This is a genomic window from Streptomyces sp. NPDC057474, from assembly GCF_042802555.1.
Classification (GTDB): Bacteria; Actinomycetota; Actinomycetes; order Streptomycetales; family Streptomycetaceae; genus Streptomyces.
On record NZ_JBHVDX010000007.1, the window covers coordinates 1 to 22,817 of the forward strand.

Annotated in this window: 22 protein-coding genes and 1 pseudogene; 16 read left to right on the plus strand and 7 right to left on the minus strand. The window is 66.0% G+C overall.

The features are described 5' to 3' along the window. Nucleotides 1-305, minus strand: a 305-nt coding sequence (locus tag ACFU53_RS03040; RefSeq protein ID WP_383985453.1) for a transposase, incomplete at its 3' end; no start/stop codon positions are given. Nucleotides 306-645: 340 nt separating this feature from the next. On the opposite strand from ACFU53_RS03040, the gene ACFU53_RS03045 reads away from it, so the two are divergent. Further along, complete coding sequence (locus ACFU53_RS03045) at nt 646-1,080, plus strand: hypothetical protein (protein WP_383985455.1); 435 nt, start codon at nt 646-648, stop codon at nt 1,078-1,080. 582 nt (nt 1,081-1,662) lie between these two features. Beyond that, complete coding sequence (locus ACFU53_RS03050) at nt 1,663-1,791, plus strand: hypothetical protein (RefSeq protein ID WP_383985457.1); 129 nt, start codon at nt 1,663-1,665, stop codon at nt 1,789-1,791. A 314-nt stretch (nt 1,792-2,105) separates the two neighbouring features. Here the strand turns inward: ACFU53_RS03050 and ACFU53_RS03055 are convergent, their stop codons facing one another. From ACFU53_RS03055 to ACFU53_RS03075, 5 genes and pseudogenes are all read right to left on the minus strand, one after another. Further along, nucleotides 2,106-2,747, minus strand: a complete 642-nt coding sequence (locus ACFU53_RS03055; RefSeq protein WP_383985459.1) for a DUF6461 domain-containing protein — start codon at nt 2,745-2,747, stop codon at nt 2,106-2,108. Between the two features lie 86 nt (nt 2,748-2,833). Beyond that, entirely contained in the window at nt 2,834-4,417 is a 1,584-nt protein-coding gene (locus ACFU53_RS03060) for a hypothetical protein (RefSeq protein WP_383985461.1), read from the minus strand. Next, nucleotides 4,402-4,755, minus strand: coding sequence for a hypothetical protein (locus ACFU53_RS03065; RefSeq protein ID WP_383985463.1), 354 nt, complete (start codon nt 4,753-4,755; stop codon nt 4,402-4,404). The genes ACFU53_RS03060 and ACFU53_RS03065 overlap by 16 nt, the downstream gene beginning before the upstream one ends. Nucleotides 4,756-5,220: 465 nt before the next feature. Continuing rightward, nucleotides 5,221-5,553: pseudogene (locus ACFU53_RS03070) on the minus strand (ATP-binding protein); the annotation flags it as partial. Nucleotides 5,554-5,584: 31 nt separating this feature from the next. Then, nucleotides 5,585-6,829 carry an IS256 family transposase gene (locus ACFU53_RS03075; protein WP_383985465.1) on the minus strand — a complete coding sequence of 415 codons (1,245 nt, stop codon included), beginning with the start codon at nt 6,827-6,829 and terminating at the stop codon, nt 5,585-5,587. Nucleotides 6,830-6,996: 167 nt separating this feature from the next. On the opposite strand from ACFU53_RS03075, the gene ACFU53_RS03080 reads away from it, so the two are divergent. The 6 genes from ACFU53_RS03080 to ACFU53_RS03105 all read left to right on the plus strand — a co-directional run bounded on the left by ACFU53_RS03080 (nt 6,997) and on the right by ACFU53_RS03105 (nt 13,069). Then, entirely contained in the window at nt 6,997-7,296 is a 300-nt protein-coding gene (locus ACFU53_RS03080; RefSeq protein ID WP_383985467.1) for a hypothetical protein, read from the plus strand. 339 nt (nt 7,297-7,635) lie between these two features. Beyond that, complete coding sequence (locus ACFU53_RS03085; RefSeq protein WP_383985469.1) at nt 7,636-8,181, plus strand: hypothetical protein; 546 nt, start codon at nt 7,636-7,638, stop codon at nt 8,179-8,181. Nucleotides 8,182-8,229: 48 nt separating this feature from the next. Continuing rightward, the gene (locus ACFU53_RS03090; protein WP_383985471.1) at nt 8,230-10,572 is read left to right on the plus strand and encodes a hypothetical protein; all 2,343 of its coding nucleotides are present in this window, start codon (nt 8,230-8,232) and stop codon (nt 10,570-10,572) included. After that, the gene (locus ACFU53_RS03095) at nt 10,569-11,306 is read left to right on the plus strand and encodes a hypothetical protein (protein ID WP_383985473.1); all 738 of its coding nucleotides are present in this window, start codon (nt 10,569-10,571) and stop codon (nt 11,304-11,306) included. The genes ACFU53_RS03090 and ACFU53_RS03095 overlap by 4 nt, the downstream gene beginning before the upstream one ends. After that, a complete protein-coding gene (locus ACFU53_RS03100; protein ID WP_383985475.1) occupies nt 11,303-11,479 on the plus strand; it encodes a hypothetical protein in 177 nt (58 codons plus the stop codon). Before ACFU53_RS03095 ends, ACFU53_RS03100 begins: the two co-directional genes overlap by 4 nt. Before the next feature lie 213 nt (nt 11,480-11,692). Next, nucleotides 11,693-13,069 (plus strand): IS1380 family transposase, encoded by a 1,377-nt coding sequence (locus ACFU53_RS03105; protein WP_383985477.1) that lies wholly within the window; start codon nt 11,693-11,695, stop codon nt 13,067-13,069. Nucleotides 13,070-13,487: 418 nt separating this feature from the next. Here the strand turns inward: ACFU53_RS03105 and ACFU53_RS03110 are convergent, their stop codons facing one another. Beyond that, nucleotides 13,488-14,153, minus strand: coding sequence for a TetR/AcrR family transcriptional regulator (locus ACFU53_RS03110; RefSeq protein WP_383985479.1), 666 nt, complete (start codon nt 14,151-14,153; stop codon nt 13,488-13,490). 113 nt (nt 14,154-14,266) lie between these two features. Here ACFU53_RS03110 and ACFU53_RS03115 point away from each other — a divergent pair, with 113 nt between their 5' ends. The 8 genes from ACFU53_RS03115 to ACFU53_RS03150 all read left to right on the plus strand — a co-directional run bounded on the left by ACFU53_RS03115 (nt 14,267) and on the right by ACFU53_RS03150 (nt 22,683). Beyond that, nucleotides 14,267-15,568, plus strand: coding sequence for an NtaA/DmoA family FMN-dependent monooxygenase (locus ACFU53_RS03115; RefSeq protein ID WP_383985481.1), 1,302 nt, complete (start codon nt 14,267-14,269; stop codon nt 15,566-15,568). 13 nt (nt 15,569-15,581) lie between these two features. After that, nucleotides 15,582-16,100 (plus strand): NAD(P)H-dependent oxidoreductase, encoded by a 519-nt coding sequence (locus ACFU53_RS03120; RefSeq protein ID WP_383985483.1) that lies wholly within the window; start codon nt 15,582-15,584, stop codon nt 16,098-16,100. Nucleotides 16,101-16,134: 34 nt separating this feature from the next. After that, nucleotides 16,135-17,121, plus strand: coding sequence for an amidohydrolase family protein (locus ACFU53_RS03125; protein WP_383985485.1), 987 nt, complete (start codon nt 16,135-16,137; stop codon nt 17,119-17,121). 913 nt (nt 17,122-18,034) lie between these two features. Continuing rightward, complete coding sequence (locus ACFU53_RS03130; RefSeq protein ID WP_383985487.1) at nt 18,035-18,526, plus strand: flavin reductase family protein; 492 nt, start codon at nt 18,035-18,037, stop codon at nt 18,524-18,526. Nucleotides 18,527-18,681: 155 nt separating this feature from the next. Further along, nucleotides 18,682-20,028: an aminomethyl transferase family protein gene (locus tag ACFU53_RS03135; RefSeq protein ID WP_383985489.1), complete on the plus strand. Its 1,347-nt coding sequence runs from the start codon at nt 18,682-18,684 to the stop codon at nt 20,026-20,028. A 38-nt stretch (nt 20,029-20,066) separates the two neighbouring features. Further along, nucleotides 20,067-20,945, plus strand: a complete 879-nt coding sequence (purU, locus tag ACFU53_RS03140; RefSeq protein ID WP_383985491.1) for a formyltetrahydrofolate deformylase — start codon at nt 20,067-20,069, stop codon at nt 20,943-20,945. After that, complete coding sequence (gene folD, locus ACFU53_RS03145; RefSeq protein ID WP_383985493.1) at nt 20,942-21,817, plus strand: bifunctional methylenetetrahydrofolate dehydrogenase/methenyltetrahydrofolate cyclohydrolase FolD; 876 nt, start codon at nt 20,942-20,944, stop codon at nt 21,815-21,817. The genes purU and folD overlap by 4 nt, the downstream gene beginning before the upstream one ends. Further along, a complete protein-coding gene (locus tag ACFU53_RS03150) occupies nt 21,814-22,683 on the plus strand; it encodes a methylenetetrahydrofolate reductase (RefSeq protein ID WP_383985495.1) in 870 nt (289 codons plus the stop codon). The genes folD and ACFU53_RS03150 overlap by 4 nt, the downstream gene beginning before the upstream one ends. Nucleotides 22,684-22,817 lie beyond the last annotated feature (134 nt).

A 22,817-nucleotide genomic window follows, 5' to 3' on the forward strand; every position in this document is an offset into this window, starting at 1 on the left:
TGCGTCAACTGCCCGCGCTCAGACTCGTCGAGGATCAGGTCGGCCTTCGGCCGGCCGATCCAGCCGGCGTCCTCAAGCCCGGCCATCCGCTCCGCGGCGAAAGCCCGACGCCACTTGCCGACCGTCTTGGCCTGGACACCGACGAGCCGTGCGACACCCGCGTTTGACATGCCGTCAGCACACGCCAGGATGATGCGGGCCTTCTCGGCCGAGCGCCGGTGCGGCGATTCCGTCCGGCGCACCAACTCGGCGCGCTCAGCCTCGGACAACGTGATCGCCACAGCAGAAGGCCCCGAATGCGACATGCCAACAGGGTACTTACTAACCCTGAGGATTTCTGGCGCATCACACTAGTTGGCACCAGGCCACGTTCACGACCTGCACTGATGCCAAGTAGCTTCAGTGGCCGGAGTCGCAGAATCAGCGAAATAGTTGGCACTTTGGTACAGCACAGGTTATGAGGCGTTTGTCGCCATAGCGGGGCCAGAGATCTTCGGCAGCGACCGCGGCCCGGCTGTTGGAGCGAGGGGCGCTGGTGAACGGGAAGCCGCTCGCCGAGTCCCGCATCGTGATCGGCGCCGCCCGCACAGTCCAGGGGGACGCGTACGCGCGCAGCTGGAGAAGTGGCGCCTCACGGACATCCCCGTGGACACTGCCAACCGTCTCCAGGGCCATGAGTTCGACATCACCCTCGTCTGGCACCCGCTCTCCGGCCGCCAGGTCGCCTCCGCCTTCCATCTGGAGACCGGCCGCCTGTGCGTCCTGCTCTCCCGCCGCTCTTTCGCCGGCATCGTCGTGGCCCGCGCTGGCATCACAGACCTCTTGGACCGGCATTCCCGCAGCAGCCCGGTCTACCTCGACGTTCCTCCGAAGCCTGAGCGGTGGTGCGGCATCACCAAGGACGAGCAAGAGACCTCGCCCTGGTCGAGCGGTCCTCTGATCGGCAATGCAAGTAGCCCGGTCATCCACTTCGGGAAGAGCTGGAACATGGCCGAGGAAGCGTCGGCCTACGCGGCAGACCTGGCGAACTCGATGGGGCTGGTCTGTTTCGACGTGCAGCAGAACCGGCTCAGGCTCTGAACAGGCCGACCAGTTGTCGGTAGCCGATGAGGGCGGAGGCGATGCCGACCAAGGCGAGAAAGTGTTCCGCCTTCGCTCGTAGCGGCGGTGGAGGCGTCGGCCGCCAGCCAGGACACCGTTCTCTCGACCACCCAGCGGTGCCGGCGAGGACACCCTGTTCCACAGCCGCGATGATCGCATCCGGTTCGGCCAACTCCTGGAGCTCGACTGCGACGCCGCGATCGACGAAACAGTGGGGATTCCGCAAGAACCCGCCCCGAAGCCGAGCGTGAGCGGGCCGGCTGAGGGACTGTGGGAGTTGCCGGGATGAAAGCACACGTGTTGCACGAGCCAGAATTGGAGTTCCGCGCCGGAAACCGGCACATCGACCCCCGCCACGGCATCAGCGTGTTCGGCCCCGCCGGGTCACGTCCCCTGTGATGGTGTAGGCGATCAACCGTCCGTAGCGTTCAGGGTGTTGGGGAGTGCGCGGGTGGTGTGGTCGGCGTGTTCGTCGGCGTAGATGGCCGTCATGCTGGCTTCGGAGAGGTAGCGGCGGGGGAGGCGAGGGACAAGGTGCTTGAGACGGGAGCAGAGGGCGTTATGGCCGCCAGGCGCCTCGGTAACGAGACCCTCGACCGAGCCAGATCGGTGACGGGCAAGCTCTCCAGCGGGGCCGAGCGACTGCTCCGTCGGCGCGGGGACGACGAGGAACGCGCCGAGGAAGGCTGAGACGCCGGCGAACATGCGCCGGCGGCGGGCCGGTCGCTTCGGCTCTACACTCCAACGTCGCTGTCACCCCGAGCTGCCACGCACCGCTCCGGCCGATGCGACCGCCGCGTGAAGCCGGCCCCGCGCCATGAGCGTCGCGGGTGGGAACGTGATGCGCTGACAGCCTTCTTCCGGATCCGCGGGAGCCTCATCCGTCGGACCGTCTGCGCACGTATGGGTGACCTTCCGGGTGGGGCTAGGCCTTCACGGACGCGGTCTACCTCGCCTGTCGACACTGTCAAGTGACTTTGGTTCGAGTCAACGCACGCCCGTGGTCACCAGGAGGACGGAGGTGAGGTGCGGGTGATCACGGCAGGAAGCTGCCCGCTCTCGATCACCTGCCGCGGCAGCGACAACCCGAAATGCTCACCGACGACCTCCAACACCCGGCGCCTTTCCTCGGCAGGCGACAGCTCCTCGTCCTCGCCGAGCAGGTCATCGATGCTGTCTTCCGGCGGGATGACGCAGGCCGCTTCCAGCGCCGGGCGCAGCAGGTCGGGTTGGGCTCCGGCGGGGTCGTAGCCGAACCCCAACTCGAAGTGCAGCTGCACCTCACCGTCGGCGAGGTACCTGAAGAAGGAAGGCGGATCGTCCGGCCGTGGGTCGAAGATCAGCACCTCGGCGCCGCGGGACACTGCCGGGTCCAGGGACCAGCCTTCACTGCCCCCGCACTCCACGATGAACGACCAGTCGCCGCTTCGGCCGATGCGGCCGACGCAGTAGATCTGCGTGAGGTCGACCATGCGGGACGCTTCCTGGATGGTGCGGGCAGTCCCGATCTCGACAGGCTCATGGTCGGCCATGCGTTCGGCCAGCTGCTGGGGGCTGAGGCCGCGGGCGCAGGTGATGTACAGGTCGGTGGCGTTCAGGTTCGGGCTGCGCCAGGCATCGGCGATCCATGCAAGGTTGTCGGACATTGCCGTCTTCTCCCTCCGTACACGACATGGGGCCGGTGGGGCACAGCGAGAACCAGCGCTGTGCCCCACCAGCGGTCAGCAGCCTGTCACGGCTTGGGTACCGTGCAGGTCACGGTCACCTTGGACGCGTCGCAGTGCGCGAACTGGGGGAAGGCCACCCAGTACGGGTCCTTGTCCAGCATCCGGTACTTGGTCGAGAAGGCGGAGCTGAACGCTCCTCCCATCGAGGTGGAGTTGATCCATCCCGACATGGCCGAGCGGCCGCACTTCTCCGTCCACTTCGGAGCTGCTCCACGGATGTCGTCGTACAGGTGCCATTCGCCCTGTTTGACCCGGGTGGCATAGGTCTGCACGCAGTCGTTGCCGATGTCGACCTCGTTCATGCCGCCCATGCTCGTGGGCATGCCGCCGGAGTTGTAGGTGGATGCGTAGGCGAACTCGTCGCACGACGCCTTGTCGGTCGAGCTGATCTCGGTCACGGCGGTGGCGTCCGGGTTGCCGAAGGTGGCCGCCCAGCCGTCAGGGCAGATCACCTTACGGTTGTCGTCCGGGTCGCGGCCGGGTGCGTTCTTCGACGCGGCGGGCAGGTAGAACAGCGGCTTGTTGGCCGACTCGCTGCCGGGGTGGGTGGGCAGCTTGGCCTGGATCAACCACGCGTGGGCGACGGCCGGCGGCGTCTTGGCATAGTTCATCACCCACGTCGGGATGTATTTGTGGAAGGTGCAGCCCGGCGTGGTCGAGGAGACCTTGTCGCAGCGGATCTGCGCGCCATCGGCCTGCCAGCGCGTCGCAGCCGGGTTCGCCACCGGCGAGTAGGCGGTGATCTTCGTGGAAAGGTCGAGTGTGTCGGCGTTGTTCTGGGCGTTCCAGGTGTGGTCGATCTTCCCGACCGCCGAGTGTGAGAGCGGGTCCGCGCCCACCCACTCCAGCGCCCCGTCCCACGACTGCGGACCGTTCGAGCAGCGGTCGGCGAGGAGGCAGTCGAACTCCACGTTCAGTGTCACCGACACGAACTTCGGATCGATCGACACCGGCACGAGGGTGATTTGCTGGGTGAACGTCGCCGAGTTCCCCGCGAGCTTCACCTCTTGGCCGACGGCCCACGAGGCGTCCAGGACCTCACCGGTGGGCTTGCCTTCCTTGACGACGATGCCCTGGTACTCGTAGGTGAAGCTTCCGATACACGCCTCGTACCGCTTGATGTGCGAGTCGAGGAGGTTCGCGCACCAGTCGACCAGGCTCGGCAGCGCCGCCGTCCCCTTCGTGCCGTTGGTGAGGGCGTCGCGGGTGGCCTTGCTGTCGTCCGGCACCAGCCGCGAACACGGCTGAATTCCCGTCTTCTTGTTCAGCGTGCCGCAGTTCCAGCCCTCTTCGGCGCTTCGGGCGACGGGTGGAACGGTCGGGGCGACCACGGCCATGGACGGCTGTGCGATCTTCTGCGGATCCTGGTGGGCGTCCTGATCGACCACCGCAGCGTCCTTGTTCGGCTCGGGCAGGGTGATGTTCACCGCCCGGCCACGGGTGTGGAACTTCGCCCATGACGACCAATTGGTCTCGTACAGGCTGCCGTCGAAGGCACTGGTGCGGAAGGCGTAGGTGGTGTTCGCCTTCAGGTCGCCGTACCTGAGGGTGACCGACGCCCTTCCGCCGGACATCACGAAGTCGGACACCACCACGCCGTACGCGGCGGGTTTGCCGGTGTCCGGGTCGGTGAGCTGGACCTGGTCCTTCGGGTGCCGTCGGCGTTCGTCGTATAGACCTGGAAGGTCAGGTTCGACGCGTCGCCATCGGCGTCAGTGACAGTGTTGCGCAGCGTGACGTTGGTGCGATTGGCCTGCCACACGCCGGCCGAGTCCTTGGTGAACGGCTGGCCGGCCTCGAGATTCTTGCCGGAGACAGGCCGGTTGCTGTTGGCCAAGGTGAGGGTCTCCGGGCCCGCCGCGGGCCGGGAGGACGGGGCGTAGTCCCAATCGGGAGTGCCGTCACCGCTGTCGGCCGCGGTGGCCACCCCGCCGGATCCCAGGAGCAGGATCGAGCAGGCGCCGACGGCGAGTTTCGACCGAATGCGTCTTCTGGATGTGCGTAACAAGAGAAGTTCCCCCTCTGGCCCCGCCCATGTGTCCCTCTGAGCGAGGCTCGTCGGTTTGATTCTTCGCACAAAAGTTCTACGAGCACTCAACCTGGGATGGCAAGGTCATCAACCGGGGCACACGCCACGAACTGCATGTGGCGGATGTGACGATGGACACGGTTGTGCGCCACGGGGTCACGATCCTGCGAGGGGGCTGTGAAGGTGTCTGGGTGTGTTGAAGGCGCGTCGAAGTTCAACATCGAAGCGGCGTCGGCGAGTTCAATGCCTCGCGGAGGAACTGGCGTGACTGGCCCACGACTTCATCTTCATCGGGGGCCGTCCGGGAGGAGCGACCGTCGAGAGCACCCCACGCTGGAAAGACGCCGCACGGCGGAGGGGCGATCACGCGTCGGCTGCCGGAGAGAGGTACGTCCGAACGGTCTTGCCGCTGGGCGGGCAGGGAACGCAGTCCCAGTGGTCGGCGAGGGCGGTGACGAGGGACAGGTCGCGTCCGCCGGGGCGGAGCGCGTCGGGTTCGGTGTCAGCCGGAGGGATGTGCGGGTGGAGGTCCCCGCGGGGGTCGGTGACTTCGATGCGGACACGGCCGGTGGGTGGTTCGAGGACGAGCGTGAGCCGGAAGTCGTGGCCGGGTAGGCGGCCATGGAGGACGGCGTTCGCGGCGAGCTCCGCTACGACGAGTTCGGCACGCTCCGTGAGGTCCTGCGGGGCGCCCCAGGGGTCACGTCCCCTGTGATGGCGTAGGCGATCAACCGTCCGTAGCGTTCGGGGTGTTGGGGAGTGCGCGGGTGGTGTGGTCGGCGTGTTCGTCGGCGTAGATGGCCGTCATGCTGGCTTCGGAGAGGTAGCGGCGGGGGAAGGCGATCCATTCGTCGTGCATCTCGCTGAGCACGGCGGTGACCAGCCGTTCGAGGGCTGGTGGGTTGGGGAAGACCTGCACGACGTCGGTGCGGCGTTTGATCTCGCGGTTGATGCGTTCCAGGGGATTTGAGGACTGGATCTTTTTCCAGTGGGAGATGGGGAAGGCGGCGAAGGCGGTCAGGTCCTCCTTGGCGTCCAGGAGCATCTGCCTGACTTTGGGGAACTGTTGTCCGAGCATGTCGGCGACCGCGTCGAGCTGGTGGTGGGCGGCCTGGGCGGTGGGCTGGATGAAGATGGTGCGGATGGTGGCTGCGACCATTTCGCCGGATCCCTTGGGTATCACGGAGAACACATTTCGCAGGAAATGGACACGACAACGCTGCCAGGCGGCGCCGAGCATGACCTTGCGGATTGCTGCCACCAGGCCGCTGTGGCTGTCGGAGATGACCAGTCGGACCCCGCCCAGGCCGCGTTCGCGCAAGGAGCGCAGGAACTCGCTCCAGAATGCTTCGGTCTCACTGTCCCCGACCATCACACCGAGCACCTCACGGCCGCCGTCCTCGCTGATGCCGGTGGCGATGACCACAGCTTGGGAGACGATCCGGTGGTTCACGCGCACCTTGCAGTAGGTCGCGTCGAGGTAGAGGTAGGGGAAGCGGCTGTGGTCCAGGGGTCGGCCGCGGAAGACGGTGAACTGTTCGTCCAGGTCGGCGCAGATCCGTGAGACCTCGCTCTTGGAGATGCCGCTGTCCGCGCCGAGCGCCTTGACCAGGTCGTCGACCGAACGGGTGGAAACCCCGTGCACGTACGCCTCCATGATGACGGCATAGAGCGCCTGGTCGATGCGGCGCCGGCGTTGAAGCAGGCTGGGGAAGAAGTTGCCGCTGCGCAGTTTCGGGATGGCCAGGTCCAGGTCGCCGGCTTGGGTGGCGAGAATCTTCTCGCGATGGCCGTTGCGGTAGCCGGTGCGGTCCTGGGTGTGCTCGTTCCACTGGGCACCGATCCGGCCGCTGATCTCGGTCTCGATCAGCTCCTGCAGCATGCGCTCGGCGACGTTGCGGACGAGCTCGATCCCGTCCGCCGTGCGTAGTGACTCCAGCAGGCGTTGCAGGTCAGACTGGGACAAGGCCATCGGGCACCTCCAGGGTTGAACTGGCCGTTCACCAGGGAGATTTGCACGGTGGCCTGCCCTATACGCAGGGAGCAGAGGCCCTCACCGGATGCACGCCCCGGGCACCCGCCCGCGCACACCCGCACAGTGATCGCCTACACCACCACGCGGGACGCCATCCAGCTCTCGTGCCTCACTCCCGTCACGCACGCCTACTACGTGAGATCGCCGACGCTCTGGACACCGAGTTCCAGCCAGCTGACCAGGCTCTAACGCCACACCCGGACACGCTCGACGTCATCAGCAACCGGCACACCAAACGCGGACAGCTCAACTACGCCGTCCCCGATGTCCTCCAGCTCCAGCGACGCATCCGCCGCTACAACGCCGAGACCGACATCGCCCACGGAGACATCGTCGCCTTGGCCCTCGACACCTGGCTCCGGGCGAAGGGCTACCCGCCCGATCCCGATCCCTCTTGCCCATGACCGGTGTCCTGCAAGTCGGCGGCCACGATGCGCCCTTTTCGCCATTCATTCAGGACCGCTTGCACCGTTGTTACCCATGTTTCAGAACTCGAAGTGCACCCACCGGGCGCGCCGCCGTCGGGGAGTTTCAACCTCAGGTGACCCAGTACTTGCCTCCCGCTACAAATCGGGAACACCCGTGCGAATTCAACGCCGCCTCGGGGGCACGAATTCACCTGACCGAATATGGCAGCTGCATGTTTGGCGGGAATACGCCTTTGTCTCCGCCTCCTGGACGCTCGTAGCCTTGTGGGATCTTGCGGCCTTGCCGTGACCTAAGTTCACCGTTCGGGGGATTCAATGGGAGATCAGCTGTCGCTCGCGACAGTGGCCACGTCAGCCATGCCTCAGGTATTCACGTTTCTCTTTGGCCGCCTCGGTGCTGTACTCGACCGCCGTCGCGGAAATGACACCGCGGCCTCGACCGAGCCGGCGACCTGCCCAGTCCTGGTTGAACCGGAAGCTCCCCTGCTCATTCACGACGAGGAGCTGACCGAGCAGCGGATTCGCCGGCTGGAAGCTATGGCCCGGGAATTGGCCGTCTACCACCGCAACCCCGCTCTGATTCGACACGATGACGAGCACCTGCTGCAAGCGATGAGTGAACTGCGCGACGACCTGGAGGCGATCTACGGGCAGCCTCTGTCCTTCACGGGCGAACGGCGTTCTGCACCGGGCGTGAGGGTCAGGCAGATCCTTGACGAAGTCGAGGCAGACGGGGTGGCCCGGGCAGTCAAGGTGGGACGGGTGACCGCCGAAGCGTCAGCCGACATCGAACAGCGGACCAGAGTTGTGCGCCAGGGCGGCGAGGTCACTGCACTCGAAATCGACGGCACGCTCGGATAGCTCTCGCAGTCCGAGCGGGATTCCGGGCGGCACACTACGGGGGTACGGGTGAACGATCAGCAGGACTATGGGCTGAGGCCACCTCACGAGAACGGCCAGCGGTCCGAAAGCCCTCGCTGGGGCGGGACCAGCTCCTTCACATCCACGGACACATCGCAGACGCCGGACACCGTACCGCCGGGCGCGGATGAGCAACTGGATGAGGAGCTGCAGGAGCGCCTCAAATACCTTCTGGACACGGAGGCGGTTAAGCGTCTCCGGCAGATGGCCCTGCTCAACCTGGGTGAAATGAACGCCCTGAAAGTCACGGCGAGTTTCGAAAACCCACTTGATCACAATGAATTTTCGGACACCTACCTCAATGCGCTGCGCACCGTTTACGTGCGCCCCGATGGAGGTGACTCGTTCGACGAAATCTATCAGTGGTGGAAGAATCCCGGATCTGTCGTGGTACTCGCCCAGAAGCCGAGCACGGGGCGCACGACCACCGCGTGCGCGCTCCTCGCGCAATTGCGGCATGAATTCCCGGCCGTGCGTGTGGGACCGCTCAGCTTCGGCGGTGGTCTGGAGTTCCCCTTGCGCCGCCTGCCGCAGGCGGAGAACCGCGGCTACCTGCTCGAACTCCCGCCTGATGAGGAAGGCTTCGAGATAGCCGACACGTTCGGTGCGACGATCGAGCGATTGCAGTACACGCTGAAACGTCGCAGTGCCCGGCTCGTGGTGCTGAGCACACCGGAGCAGTGGCGCCGCGTGGGCGGTGGTGCACCTGAAGGCATCAAACCCTCCCTGAGGGTGCCCTCGCCATTGGAAATCGCCCGCAAGTGGCTGGGCGCGGAAGGTCCACCTGATCTGCCGGTCGACCGATGGTTGACCGATGACGACATCATCGCCTTGCTGAATGGTCAGCCACCGGTGGAGACCCTGGAGATCGTCAGTCTCATTCTGGACGCGCACCATGCCAACGACAGCAACCTGCCCAACCTGGAGGCGCTGGCACGTAAACGGAAGAGCGGCGGTGACACACCGTTCGACCGGCAGGTTCTCAGCGTCATCGCGGCCCGCAACAACTGGCGTCCCCAGCTTCTGGCTTGGCACAAGGAGTCCGGCCGTACCAGCTTCCAGCGCAACTTCCTGCTGGCCTGCGCCACCTTGCGCGGAGCGTCCGTGGCGCACGTCTACGCCAGCACGGCCGACCTGGCATCCGTCTTCGGGGACGGTGACCCATCCCTGAAGGGACAGCAGGAACCCGGCGTCATCGAGATGGTCGACTCGATCAAAGCCGAACTGCTGGCCGACGACACCGTCACCTTCAACCGCCCCGAATGGGACGACGCGGCACTGGAGTACTTCTGGGTCGATCGGCCTCTGTCCCGGGTGAAGTTCCTGGAGTGGCTGGCCGACGCCCCCTTGAAGAAGCCCAAGGCCGCGCTCGAAACGCTCACTGACGCAGAACGGCAGACGATGGCCGAGCGCATCGGGAGCTTCGCTCTGCGGTGGGCGGTACGTCATCGTCGGCAAGAACCCCTGCGCCAGCTGGTCTGGCGCTGGCACAACACCCCGCTGTGGCCATCGGCCGTGGAACTCCTCACGTCAGCCTGTCTGCAGACGGCCAGCGCCTCCTACATCCACGAAATGCTGCTGCAGTGGGCCAGGACCGGCAACGCCGCCCAACAACTGGCCACCGTGCAGGTGTGCGCCGGGGAGTTCGGGGTCCTCCACACCGGCAAGGCGCTGCGGCGGCTACGCCATGCAGCCGGCTCGGGAGACCCAGAAGTACGCCGAGCGCTGCAAGGAGCCGTGCACAGTCTGTGGAGCGATCCCAGCGCGCGCCGCACTCTGTTCGGCTACGTCATCGACTGGTGCAGCGATGGTGGGACCAAGCTGGTAGCCGGGCAGGAAGCATTCAGGGCCCTGGCCGAGTCCACACACCCCGACGCTCCCACGCTCCCAGCCCTGCTCCCCCACAGCGACGAGGCGGAATTCACGGCTCCCGTCGCCGATCTGATCATCGGCTGGCGAGCACTCCTTCAAGGTACGGAAGGATTCGAGCGGGACGGCCAGGCATCGGCAGTCGTGCGTCTGTGGCTGGACGCGGCGCTCAGTCATCCCCACATACACGCTGACGTGCTGAAGGTCTTGAGCACAGCAGTGAAGCTCCCGGAGCAGGCCGACACGCCAGGCGAGAGCCCCCGCGACCGGCTGCGGGCAATCGCACGGCAATGGGCCAAGACCGCCGCCCTCCAGCAATCGGCAGGCCGCATCGAGCTCCCATCTGCCGGGCTGGCCCACCGCACCGTGTACACGGAGCTCACGCAACTACTCGACGACGGCATCATCGAGACCTTCCAGCAAGCCCTAAGCCAGGCCGGCAACGAGGAAGAGCCTGCATGATGCGACGCCGCACGCGCCGCGACAACCCTTCCGAGCTGGCCCGTCAGACGTGGACATCCGTCTTCCACGACCGCCCGGAAAGCCGTGATGCAGGCCTGTCATTCGATGCAGTCATCCGCGTTGAATGGCGTCACTCACCGCATGGTCCGACGAACCCGGACGCCCGCCATGCAGCAAGCCGCGTCGCACGGCTCCTGGTGGAAAAACAACTGGCCAGCGACTCAGTGCTCCGCATCGCAGCCGCCGAACAGGAACTCGCAGCAGCACTACGTGACCAACTACCCCTCCACCGTGACGGCATTGAACTACTCAAGGTCAGCGTGACCCTGCGCGTCGACGACGACGCAGCGGAACGCGCTCGCCTCATAGAGCGCGCCCGGCATGAGTTCGAACTCGACGAGATGGACCGCCGTCAGGCTCGCGCCCGCGTGGAGTTCCTGCGCGACGAACTCCTCGCGAATCCAGCAGCGGCACGCTTGTACATGCTGCTCCAACACTCCTCCCGCATCGGCGGCCCACCCGAGGGAAGCGATCCCGAAGAGCTGGTTCGGCAGATCCATCAGTGGCATCCGCATTCCCGCTGGGTGCTGATCGCCCAGACACTGCACACGTTCGTCGGCAGGCTCACTGAAGACAACGCGCAGGACTTTCTGAAAATCCTGCGCAGCGCGATGACCACACTCGGCCACCGGCACCTGGCCGAGGAGATCGCGGCCGCCGAGGAAGCGGAGTGAACCCAAGCCTGCTGCGCTGGGTACTGGACCCGCGCACGAGCCTGCTCGCCCGCCGCATCCGCAAGAACAGGGATCACGAAATGTCCCCGGACACAGCCTGGCGGCTGGCCCGGTTACGGCTGCACCCCGACGAGGTGCCCTACCGCAACCATGGGCACGGCCCGCCGTCTTGACCACCGCCGGCTGACCGGGCTCAGCGCCTTCACTCGCACCTTGCTGACGGCTTGAGCTCCGAATCACATCGGGTGTGACCGGGCTCGTTAGCCTCGCGCTTTCATGAAGCGTGCTGTCCGGCAGGTGATCAGGCAAGCAGAAAGTGCCTCTGACCAGCGAGAATGAGGATTGCTGAGGTCCTTGGTCCCGCCCCTGTCGGAGGCACTTTCCAGGTGAAGCAGCCTATCGGGTCCTATCCCCATGTCCTTGTCCGGGATGACGGCCGCGCCGTGGTCTCGCAGGCCGGTTCGGTCCTGCTGGTCGAAACGGTCCGCAAGACCGGCCTCGACCAGGCCATATCCGCAGCACTGGCCCCCTGGCGGAAGCCGCGGGCCGTCCATGACCCGGGCAAGATAATCGTGGATCTTGCGGTGGCGGTCGCGCTCGGCGGGGACTGCCTCGCCGACATCGCGATGCTGCGGGCCGAGCCGGCCGTGTTCGGGCCGGTCGCCTCCGACCCGACGGTCTCCCGTCTGGTCGACATCCTCGCCACCGCGGGCAAGGAAGCACTGACCGCTATCCGCAACGCCCGGTCCGAAGTACGCAGACACGTCTGGAAGTTGGCGGACGGCCGGGCTCCGGACGCCGGTGGGCAGGTGATCGTGGACCTGGACGGAGTCCTGGTCGTCGCCCACTCGGACAAGCAGGATGCCGCCCCGACCTGGAAGAAGACCTACGGTCACCACCCGCTGATGGGGTTCGTCGACCACGGGCCCGGCGGGACTGGCGAACCGGTAGCCGCTCTGCTCAGGCCCGGGAACGCGGGCTCGAACACCGCCGCCGACCACATCGCGACCGCTCGCCTCGCCCTGGCTCAACTGCCCCAGGAATACCGACGGGGGCGGCAGACCCTCATCCGCTGCGACTCCGCCGGCGGCACCCACGAGTTTGTGGCCTGGCTCGCCCAGCGGGGCCGATGGCTGTCGTACTCGGTCGGCATGGTGGTCACCGAGGCCATCCACCAGCACGTCCTCAAGATCCCGGCATCGGCCTGGACTCCGGCCATCGAGACCGGCGGTGAGGTCCGCGACGGTGCCTGGGTCGCCGAACTCACCGGGGACTTGATCGAGGGCTGGCCGAAGGGTATGCGGTTGATCGTCCGCAAGGAACGGCCGCATCCCGGGGCCCAGTTGAGAATCACGGACGCGGACGGCATGCGGATCACCTGTTTCGCCACCAATACTCCCGACCGGCCGATCGCCGAACTTGAGCTCCGTCACCGGCTGCGGGCCCGCGCCGAGGACTGGATCCGGGCCGCGCGATCGACCGGGCTTCGGAACCTGCCCCTGCACGACACCGCCCAGAACCAGGTCTGGCTGGAGATCGTCCAGCTCGCGCTCGACCTGCTGGCCTGGATGCCCATGCTCGCCCTGACCGGCCAGGCGAGGCTCTGGGAACCGCGGCGTCTGCGATTCCGCCTGTTCTCCGCAGCCGCCCAGCTCGTCACCACCGGCCGGCGCCGCATCCTCCGCCTCGCCCGTCACTGGCCCTGGACAGTTGAGATCACCACCGCTGTGGAACGGCTCATGCTGCTGCCGAACCCAGGCTGACCAGCGGATCCACCTGCCCCTGCGAGAAAGCGTCCCAGTCCAGAGCAGTGGAACCCGGCGTCCACCCGAGACGACACTCGGGCCCTCGGCCTGTCCGCCATCAGCCGCAGAAAGCGAAACGGTCCGCCGACTCCGTCCGCGGACCCTCAAGAAAGATCGAGGTTAGATCGCCCGTACGAATTCAGCTGCGGTTGCCAGCCCTGCCGAGGCCGCCTGCCAAGTGCAGTACTGGGACAGCCAGTTCGGTACGAGGGGCACCCTAACCGAAAGTCATCGGGTAACGACGAGTAATCCCCGGGCAACTCCTCCCACAGCATCCCAGCGAACGCCTCGAGTCGGCGGCGAAAAACAGAAGCGTGCCCAAGCGGGCTCCCCCATGCAATGAGGGCGTCAGCGACGTTTGACCTCGCCAGTCGCGTCAGCTGTCCGTGCGCCCGACGGACTGGGGCCGGAACAGATACGCGCAACACACGGACCACAACTCGGCGCTAAATGCGTCCCAGTCGCCGGTAGCAGTACCGGTGTCGAAGGTGTCGCCGTAGGTGGTGCGGCGGATGACAGTGTCAAGGATCAGTCGGTACGAGAAGTCGATGGCGCGCGCCGGATCCGGGTGATTGATCGCGTCGGCGTGGTGCATCAGCCCGGTGCGGTACCAGGCCGCGTAGTCCTGACTGATTTTCGCCATACGGTTGAGGCCGGCCTCGTCGAAGGCGCCGTAGCGGCCGAGCACATGAGTCGCCGGCTTCTGACTCAGGAAGCTCTCAACGACCCCGCCGATGGCAACCTGTACGGCTTCACTCGCATCGATCGCAGCCCAGTCGATCTGCCGACTCGCCAGTTCCTCGCGCGTCCGGTCGACGGCATCCAGCCAGCGGTCCTGAAGCGCGGCGAGCAGCTCCTCACGTCCATGGAAGCGGCGGTAGAGCAATCCGACGGACACGCCGGCGCGATCACACACCCTGGCCAGGGTGAAGTCGTGCCAGCCGTCCTCGGCAAGGATCTCGAACCCTGCATCCAGGACGCGCTCCAACGACTCCCGGCTGCGTTCCTGCTGCGGCTCTTTGACTCGTGACCCCATGCCCATCACACCGATTCTACGTGGGCGCGGACTGGTTGACACGCCTTTATAGCCACTGTACGTTGCGGCAAAACGCAAACGCTAATTAGCGTTCACCTTTACACGAGGAGTGAAGGTCCATGGCGCATACACGGTTTCACCTCGGCTACTTCACGAAGTTCGGCCCGCCCGCGTGGCGCGCCGAGACCGACCGCACCTTCGGCGGCGACTGGTGGGACGGACGCTATTTCGTCGACCTCGCCCGGCGACTCGAGTCGCGGTACTTCGACTTCCTGTTCCTCGAGGACTCGCTGAACGTCTCACGGACGTACAAGAGCTCGATGGAGGGCGATCTTCGCCACGCGATCTACTCCCCGAAGAACGATCCTCTGCAGCTTCTGCCGTTCCTGGCCGCGTCGACAGAACGGCTTGGCCTCATCGGGACAGCCTCGACGACGTTCTACCCGCCCTACCTGCTGGCCCGGCTCTTCTCCACCCTCGACTCGCTCAGCGGCGGCCGGGCCGGCTGGAACATGGTGACCTCAAGCGAGACCGATGCCGCACTGAACTTCGGCATGGAGAGCATGCCGCCCCCCATCGAGCGCTACGACCGGGCCGATGAGTTCGTCGACCTCGCCAAGGCGCTATGGGGCTCGTGGGAAGCGGGGGCGGTCGTCCGGGACGAGGCGGGCATGTACTCCGACCCGTCGAAGGTCAAGCCGGTCGACTTCGTCGGCAAGTACCACCGGAGCCGTGGACCGCTCAACACGGCCCCCTCGCCCCAGGGGTACCCGGTCCTCGGGCAGGCCGGCGCCTCAGACCGTGGCCGCGACTTTGCCGCCAAACACGCGGACCTCGTCTTCGCCCTGACAGGCAACGGTATCGAGGAGATGAAGGCGCTGCGCGAGGACATGCACGCGCGGGCCCGTCGCTTCGGACGCGACCCGCGCGAGCTGAAGATCTTCTGGGCCGCGTTCGTGAACATCACGGATGATCCGACGCCGAAGAAGCGCGGCTTCACCGACGCCCAGTTCGAAGCGATCGTCGCCTGGTGGTCGACGTTCTTCGATCTCGACCTGTCGCAGTTCGATCTCGACCAGCCGGTTCCGGACGACGCCTCGGCGCTCGGCCACACGAGCATGATGACTCAGCTCAAGCAGTGGGGGCGCGACGGCATGACGCTGCGCGAGGGGCTGACGGTGCTCGCACTCGGCTCGGACGAACTCGGACTCGTCGGCAGCGTGAAACAGGTGGCCTCCAACATCGTCGCGGCGATGGACGAGGTCGGCGGCGACGGCCTCATGCTCCTGTCGAACGACGTCGGCAACGAACAGTTCATCTCGTCGGTCGTCGACCAACTGGTGCCCGAGCTGCAGGAGCTCGGGGTGGTCCGCACCTCGTACAGCGGTACCACGCTGCGCGAGAACCTGCGGAACCTGTGAGCCGGCCATGGAGGTGACGGTTCTCGTCGGAAATCCGAAGGCGAAGTCGCGTACGCGCACCGTCGCCGAAGCGGTTGCCCGCCGTGTCGCTGAAACGGCGGGTGCACACCTCGGCGACACGATCGATCTGAGCGACCACGCGGAAAATCTGTTCGCGTGGCAGCACGAGGGGCTCGACGCGCTGGTGGATCGCGTAGCCGCAAGCGATCTGCTGGTCGTGGCCTCTCCCACGTACAAGGCCACCTACACCGGGCTGCTCAAGGCGTTCCTGGACCGCTACGGCGACGACGGCCTGAGCGGGGTGACAGCGCTCGGGGTGATGACCGGCGGCTCCGCGCACCATGCGCTGGCGGTCGACACCACATTGCGCTCCCTGCTGGTCGAGCTCGGTGCGTCCGTGCCGACCCGGGGGCTCTACTTCATCACTTCGCAGCTGGAGCAGCTGGACGCGGTGGTGGAGACGTGGGCCGAGCGTCATCTCGTACCGGGCGGACCGTTGGGACGGGCGGCCCGGTCAGGCGGGACCCGGTGAGAACCATCGACTGGCAGAGGGGCGACGCGCGCACATGATCGTCAACCATCAGGCCCACTGGTACCCACAGTCCTACTTCGATCTTGTCAGCGGGCGCCGGGCAGATCACTATCCGCGGGCCGAGAAGCGCGACGGCGGACGCTACCTCTACGAGATGGGGGACAGTCCCGGCGCCTGGCGATACGAGATCGCATCACACTTCATCGATCTCGACGAGCAGGTTGCCGCGCTCGATGCCGCGGGGATCGGCATGGCGGTCATGAGCCCGAACATGGTGGCCGAGATCGCCGGGTTCGACCTCGCGGAAGCCCGTGACATCGCGACTCTGCTCAACGAGGAGCTCGCCGACGCCCAGCGGCGCTATCCGGACCGGGTCGCCGGCCTCGCCGTCCTGCCGATGCAGGACACCGCGGCGGCCATCGAGGAGCTGAACCGGGCGGCAGCACTTGACCTGCGCGGGGTGCTGATGCTGTCGAACGTGGCCGGAAAGCCGCTGGCAGAGCCGGAGACATGGCCCATCTACGAGAGGATCGACGAGCTCGGCCTGCCGATCTTCCTCCACCCGGCCAGCAACTCGATGCTGCACGATCGCGGATTCATCCCCATCCTGGACTCCACCGCCGGGTGGATGTGGGAGACCAGCTCGGCCGCGCTGACACTGATTCTCACCGGGCTGCTGGACCGTTGCCCCAACCTCGAGATCGTGCATCACCACCTGGGCGGCGTGCTGCCCTACGTCGTGGGCCGTGTCTCCCGCTACACCCACCATTTCCCCGTCGAACTCGAGCACTCCGTGGAGGAGTACCTCAGGACGCGCTTCTACGTCGACTCGATGACGAACACACCGGCGGCCCTCCCGCTGGCCGTTCACACGTACGGCGCCGATCGCATCCTCTACGGAGACGACTACCCCTGGCATACCCACGAGGAGCACCAGGAGTTCATCCGCGCGCACTTCGAGCCCGATCTCGCACAAGCAGTGCTGCACGAAAACCGCGTCGCATCACTGAGACTGGGCTGATGGCTCCGCACGACGCCGTCATCGGCCGCCACGGGAGCCGCATCGCGGCCATCCTCGTCGGGGACGGCTTCACACTCACCGGCGTTGCCCACCCTTCATGGGACCGACGCCTCTATGAGCAATGGGCACATCGTGCGGCATTTTCCTCGTCCCACCTGACGTGGCCTCGCTGCCGCCGCCGACGTGCCGGTCCCGATCCTGACGGCGAAGGCCGATCTTAACGGGCTGCGGGAGCCCGTATCCGGAGACTGCGCCTTCTCGCGACCGACGTTCAAAAACGTCTGTCGGGGCCATGTGCCGGCCGGGGCCGCCGGGTCCGTCCCGGGCACTGCGGCAGGTGCGGGTGGACGGCACCCGGTCGACGCCGGTGAACCATGGCCCGGACGCGGGGGAAATGATCACTCCTCGGCCGGCCGAGGGGTACCCGCAGAACCGCGACAAGGTGTTGGCCAAGTCACCGGTACTCGGTGGCGCACTGCGCGTGCTCGCGCCCCCGCCTGCACCTGACCCCGGCGTATCGCGGCACACGGTCGGGCCCGTGATCTTCTCCCAACCGATGCCTGGAGCCACCGCCAAGACCGTGGCTCCAGGCCAACTGGCCGGTCAAGTCGCGACGACCGAGCTGTCCACCCCGGAAGGGGTCGGATTCGCGGCAGCCAATCCGCACCGCTCTCCTAGGCCCGACCATGCGCCTACGACCAAGCCGAACTGCACGGCGATCCCGTGTTGCCCGCCTGGCACACAGCCCATTCCCCGACGACCGGGGCACGAAAGTCGTCCCGATCGCACGGGTGCGTGACCTCATCGACGCCACCGCAGGACCGCGTACGGCGGCAAAGATGCCGCCTGCGAGCCATCGGCCCCGCGCCGCGTCGCCCGAACAAGCCGAATGAACGCGAGAGAGGACCTGACGATGCCCGACGTCCTTGATATCGATCCGACGCACTTCCGCCGTGTGTTCGGCAACCTGCCCACCGGTGTCACCGTGATCACCGCCCACAGCGACGGGGGCCCGACCGGCATGGCGGCCAACTCGGTCACCTCGGTGTCCCTCGACCCTCCGCTGGTTCTGTTCTGCCCCGCCAAGACATCATCCACGTGGCCGAAGATCCGCGAGACCGGCTCGTTCTGTATCAACGTGATGGCCGGGCACCATCAGGAACTCACCAGCCAGTTCGCCGCCCGGGAAGCCGACCGCTTCGCAGGCGTCGCATACGAGCACCGCCCCACCGGACCGGCACTCGCAGAGGCGATGGCCTGGATCGAGTGCCGAATCGAGGACGAACGCGACGCGGGCGATCACACCATCGTCGTCGCGCGGGTCGTCGGCATCGAAGCCCCCTCGGAAGCCGACGAACCTCTCGTGTTCTTCCGCGGCTCATACGGCTCTTTCCGCAGCGCCTAGACCGACTTGGAGTCTTCGCACCTCCGCCCGCGGGTGTCGCGACCGCGTACCACCGGCGGGCGGAGGTGAGGTGCATCCTCCGGCCAGGACGGCTTCGAGGAATACGCGCGGGACCAGGCACACCTTCGCGAAACACTCTTCCATTGGAGAACAGCATGCAGTTGAACACGCTCCAGGAAAGACTCGAGCAGGCCGGGTCCGCGACTCGGATGCTGAGCGCGCCCTTTCCACCCCTACGCGTCTTCCCTTACCCGCCGGTGCACACGAACTGGCAGGACGAGCAGAGGGCCTGGAAGACGACGGCGGTCCTCTTCGACCAGTCGTATCACATGGCTGACCTCTACATCACCGGACCTGACACAGTTCGGCTGCTCAGCGAGACAGCGGTCAACAGTTTCGCGACGTTCGGGGCCAACAAGGCAAAACAGTATCTGGCCGTGAACGAGGACGGTTACGTCATCGCCGACGGAGTCCTCTTCGGACTCTCCGACGGCGAAGTGGTGCTCACAGGGACGGATATCGCCCCCAACTGGCTCCGCTACCAGGCGGAGATCCGGGGGTACGACGTCTCGTTCCGCTTCGACGACCGCAGTGGCGACGGCCCGGTTCCCAAGCGCTTCTACCGCTACGAGCTTGAGGGGCCGAACGCCTGGAAGATCCTCGAGAAGGCGCACGGTGGAAAACTTGGTCACATCAAATTCTTCACCATGGGTGAGTTCACCATCGGCGGCCTGAAGGTCCGTGCGCTCAACCACACGATGGGCGGCGTTCCTGGCGACGACGCCACCGGGCTGGAGCTCTTCGGGCCGGCGGCGGAGGGGCCGGAGTTCTTGGCGGCAATCCTCGAGGCCGGCGAAGAATTCGGCCTGGTCCGTGGCGGCGCCGTCGCCTATCTGTCCACCACAATCGAATCGGGCTGGACCCCCCTGCCGATCCCCGCGATCTACAGCGACAGCATGAAGCCCTACCGGCAGTGGCTCAGCGCTTTCACGACAGAGAACTGGACTCCCATCACAGGTAGCTTCCGCTCGGAGAACATCGAGGACTACTACGCGACCCCGTGGGACATCGGGTACGGACACATGGTGAAGTTCGACCACGACTTCATCGGACGCGAGGCGCTTGAGGAAGCGGCGAAGAGCCCGAAACGCCGGAAGGTCTGGCTGAACTGGGACAGAGACGACGCGGCCCGGGTGATAGGCAGCTCCTTCGTGGACGGCGGCAACCGGGCGAAGACGCTGGACATCCCGACCACCATGGTCACCTACGACCAGGTGCTGGCCGGTGAGCGGCTCGTGGGGCTGGCCACGATGCACGGCTACACCGTGAACGTGGGCGGGTGGGCCTCGATTGCGCGTGTCGACGTGGAAGATGCCGTGGACGGGGCAGAGGTGGAGATCGTTTGGGGTGACCCGGACGGAGGAATCAGCAACCCCTTCGTGGCCACACACCAGCAGACGCGTATCAGGGCGACGATCTCCACGAAACCGCCCGCCAGTTGACGCCATGGGTCTCGGATTCCCAGTGAGAAGGACACATCATGCCTGTGCACAACGAAACTCTCCTCGATCAGGCATGCCTGATCGTCCAAGGTCCGGACAAGCCAGGAATCGTTGCGGCGATCTCCACACTGATCGCTCGAAATAACGGAAACATTCTCAGCCTCGATCAGTACTCCGACAACTCGGCCGGCAGCACCTTCTTCCAGCGAGTGGTGTTTCACCGCGAGGATCTCAGCGCCGCCCTTCCTCGTATCGAGGCCGATCTGGCGGACACCCTCAAGGATTTCGGACTCACCTGGACTCTTACCGATCAATCGGTGCCGAAACGAATGGCGGTTCTCGCCTCGACCAGCGATCACTGTCTGCTGGACCTGCTGTGGCGCCACCGTAGCGGCGAACTGCCTGTCACCCTGCCGATGGTCATCTCCAATCACACAAAAACAGCGGAAGACGTCCGATCGTTCGGCGTCCCCTTCTTCCACGTGCCGTCGCAAGGTGTCGACAAGTCCGAGGCCGAGACAGAGATCCTGAAGCTGTTGGACGGGAACGTCGACTTCGTCGTCCTGGCGCGGTACATGCAGATCCTCTCGCCTGAGTTCCTCCACCAGGTTGGGGTCCCGGTGATCAACATCCACCATTCGTTCCTGCCGGCCTTCATCGGTGCCGGACCCTATCGAAAGGCGAAGGAGCGCGGCGTCAAGCTGGTCGGCGCGACAGCGCATTACGTCACCGAGGACCTCGACGAAGGGCCGATCATCGAGCAGCAGGTGGTACGGGTCAGTCATGCCGACACCACACGCGATGTCGTCCGGCGGGGTGCCGATGTGGAGCGTCTGGTGTTGTCCAGAGCGGTGGCGTGGCATGCGGAGGACCGCGTCCTGCGCAATGGCAACTCGACGATCGTGTTCGCCTCATGATCGCGACGATCATCGACGGCAAGCATCTCGCGAAGGCCAGCAGGGCACAGACGAGGGACCGGGTGACCAGGTTCGTCGCCGCCCACGGGTACGCGCCGGGGCTGGCCACCGTGCTGGTCGGCGGCGATCCGGCCAGCGAGGTGTACGTCCGCAACAAGCGCCGAGCGGCAGCCGAGGCGGGGTTCGTCGATTTTCACCGACACCTGCCTGCCGAGGTCGGCGAGGAGGCCGTGGCGGCCCTGCTCGATGAGTTCGCCGCGGATCAACAGGTCGCCGGGATCCTCCTGCAGTTGCCCTTGCCTGTAGGGCTGGACCGGTCGGCGCTCATCGAGCGGATACCCGCCGCCAAGGACGTCGACGGTCTGACCACGCTCAATCAGGGGCGCCTGGCGCGCGGAGTGCCTGGCCTTCGTCCATGCACCCCCGCCGGCGTCATCGAACTGCTGGATTCGGCCGAGGTCCAGATCGAAGGGGCGGACGCGGTCGTAGTGGGCCGCTCCGAACTGGTCGGGCACCCGGTCGCTGAACTGCTCCTGCTTCGCGGCGCGACGGTGACGATTGCTCACTCCCGGACCCGCGACCTGAAATCGGCCACCGCCGGTGCCGACATCCTCGTCGCCGCTGCAGGCGTACCCGGTCTGATCACTGCCGCCCATGTCAAACCGGGCGCGGTGGTCATTGATGTCGGCATTCACCGCACAGAAAGCGGTCTGCGCGGAGACGTCCGCTTCGAAGAGGTCGCGCACGTCGCAGGCCGGATCACCCCAGTGCCCGGCGGAGTCGGACCGATGACGATCGCCACCCTCCTGCGCAACACCATCACCGCAGCCGAGATCGGCGCGACCGGCGAGACGAACCGAGATCCATCATGACTGACTCCATCACCGGCATCCTCAAGGACTTTTCCGTCGAGATGACCGCCAAGGACATCGACGCTCTCCACACAGCGCGGCCCTACCTCCCTTTGGGCACACGTGTGAACGTGACTTTCCTCGGCAGCGAGAGCCCAGAAGCTCGGTTGGCAGCGGTCCAAGCGATCAAGGAACATCGTTTCGTACCTGTCCCTCACCTCTCCGCCCGCCGCCTCAGTTCAGAAGCGGAACTGGAGGTCTTCTTGCGGAGCCTGGAGGCGGTCGGAGCGGGCGAACACGTCTTCGTCGTCGGTGGTGACCCGCGCGAGCCGGAAGGCCCTTATGCAGAGGCGCTCGATCTGATAACCAGCGCACCTCTCACCGGCTTCGGCGCGCGGACCATCGGTATCACCGGATACCCAGAAGGGCATCCCGACATTCCTCAGGACGTGCTGTGGCAGGCTTTGACCGCAAAGGCCTCGGCGCTTGCTGATCTGGGCAAGACGGGCGACGTGATCACCCAGTTCGGGTTCGACGTCGACGCCGCGATCAGTTGGATCGAGGATGTCCGCGCCCGCGGGCTCGATCTGCCGATCCGCGTCGGTGTACCAGGCCCTGCCGGGGTGAAACGGCTGCTGTCCTATGCGCGCCGCTTCGGGGTCGGCTCCAGCGCCGGCATCGCCAGGAAATACGGCTTCTCCCTGACGAATCTGCTCTCTACCGCCGGCCCCGACCGGTTCATCGGCGCTCTCGCCGACCGCCTCGATCCCGCCGTGCACGGAATCGTCAAACTGCATTTCTACGCGTTCGGCGGACTTCGGGCCACTGCTGAGTGGGTGCGCGACTTCACCGCCGACTCCCAGTTCGCGCTCCGCGCCGACGCCTGATTTCGCATAGCAGAGACAGGCGAGGCGATGGCTGCGACAGCACGGACAACCTTTACCACGCTCACGGCGCCCCCCGAGCATCGAGCACGCCTGTGGCAGGACCACTGCCGACGCCATATGCCCATGTTCCGCTG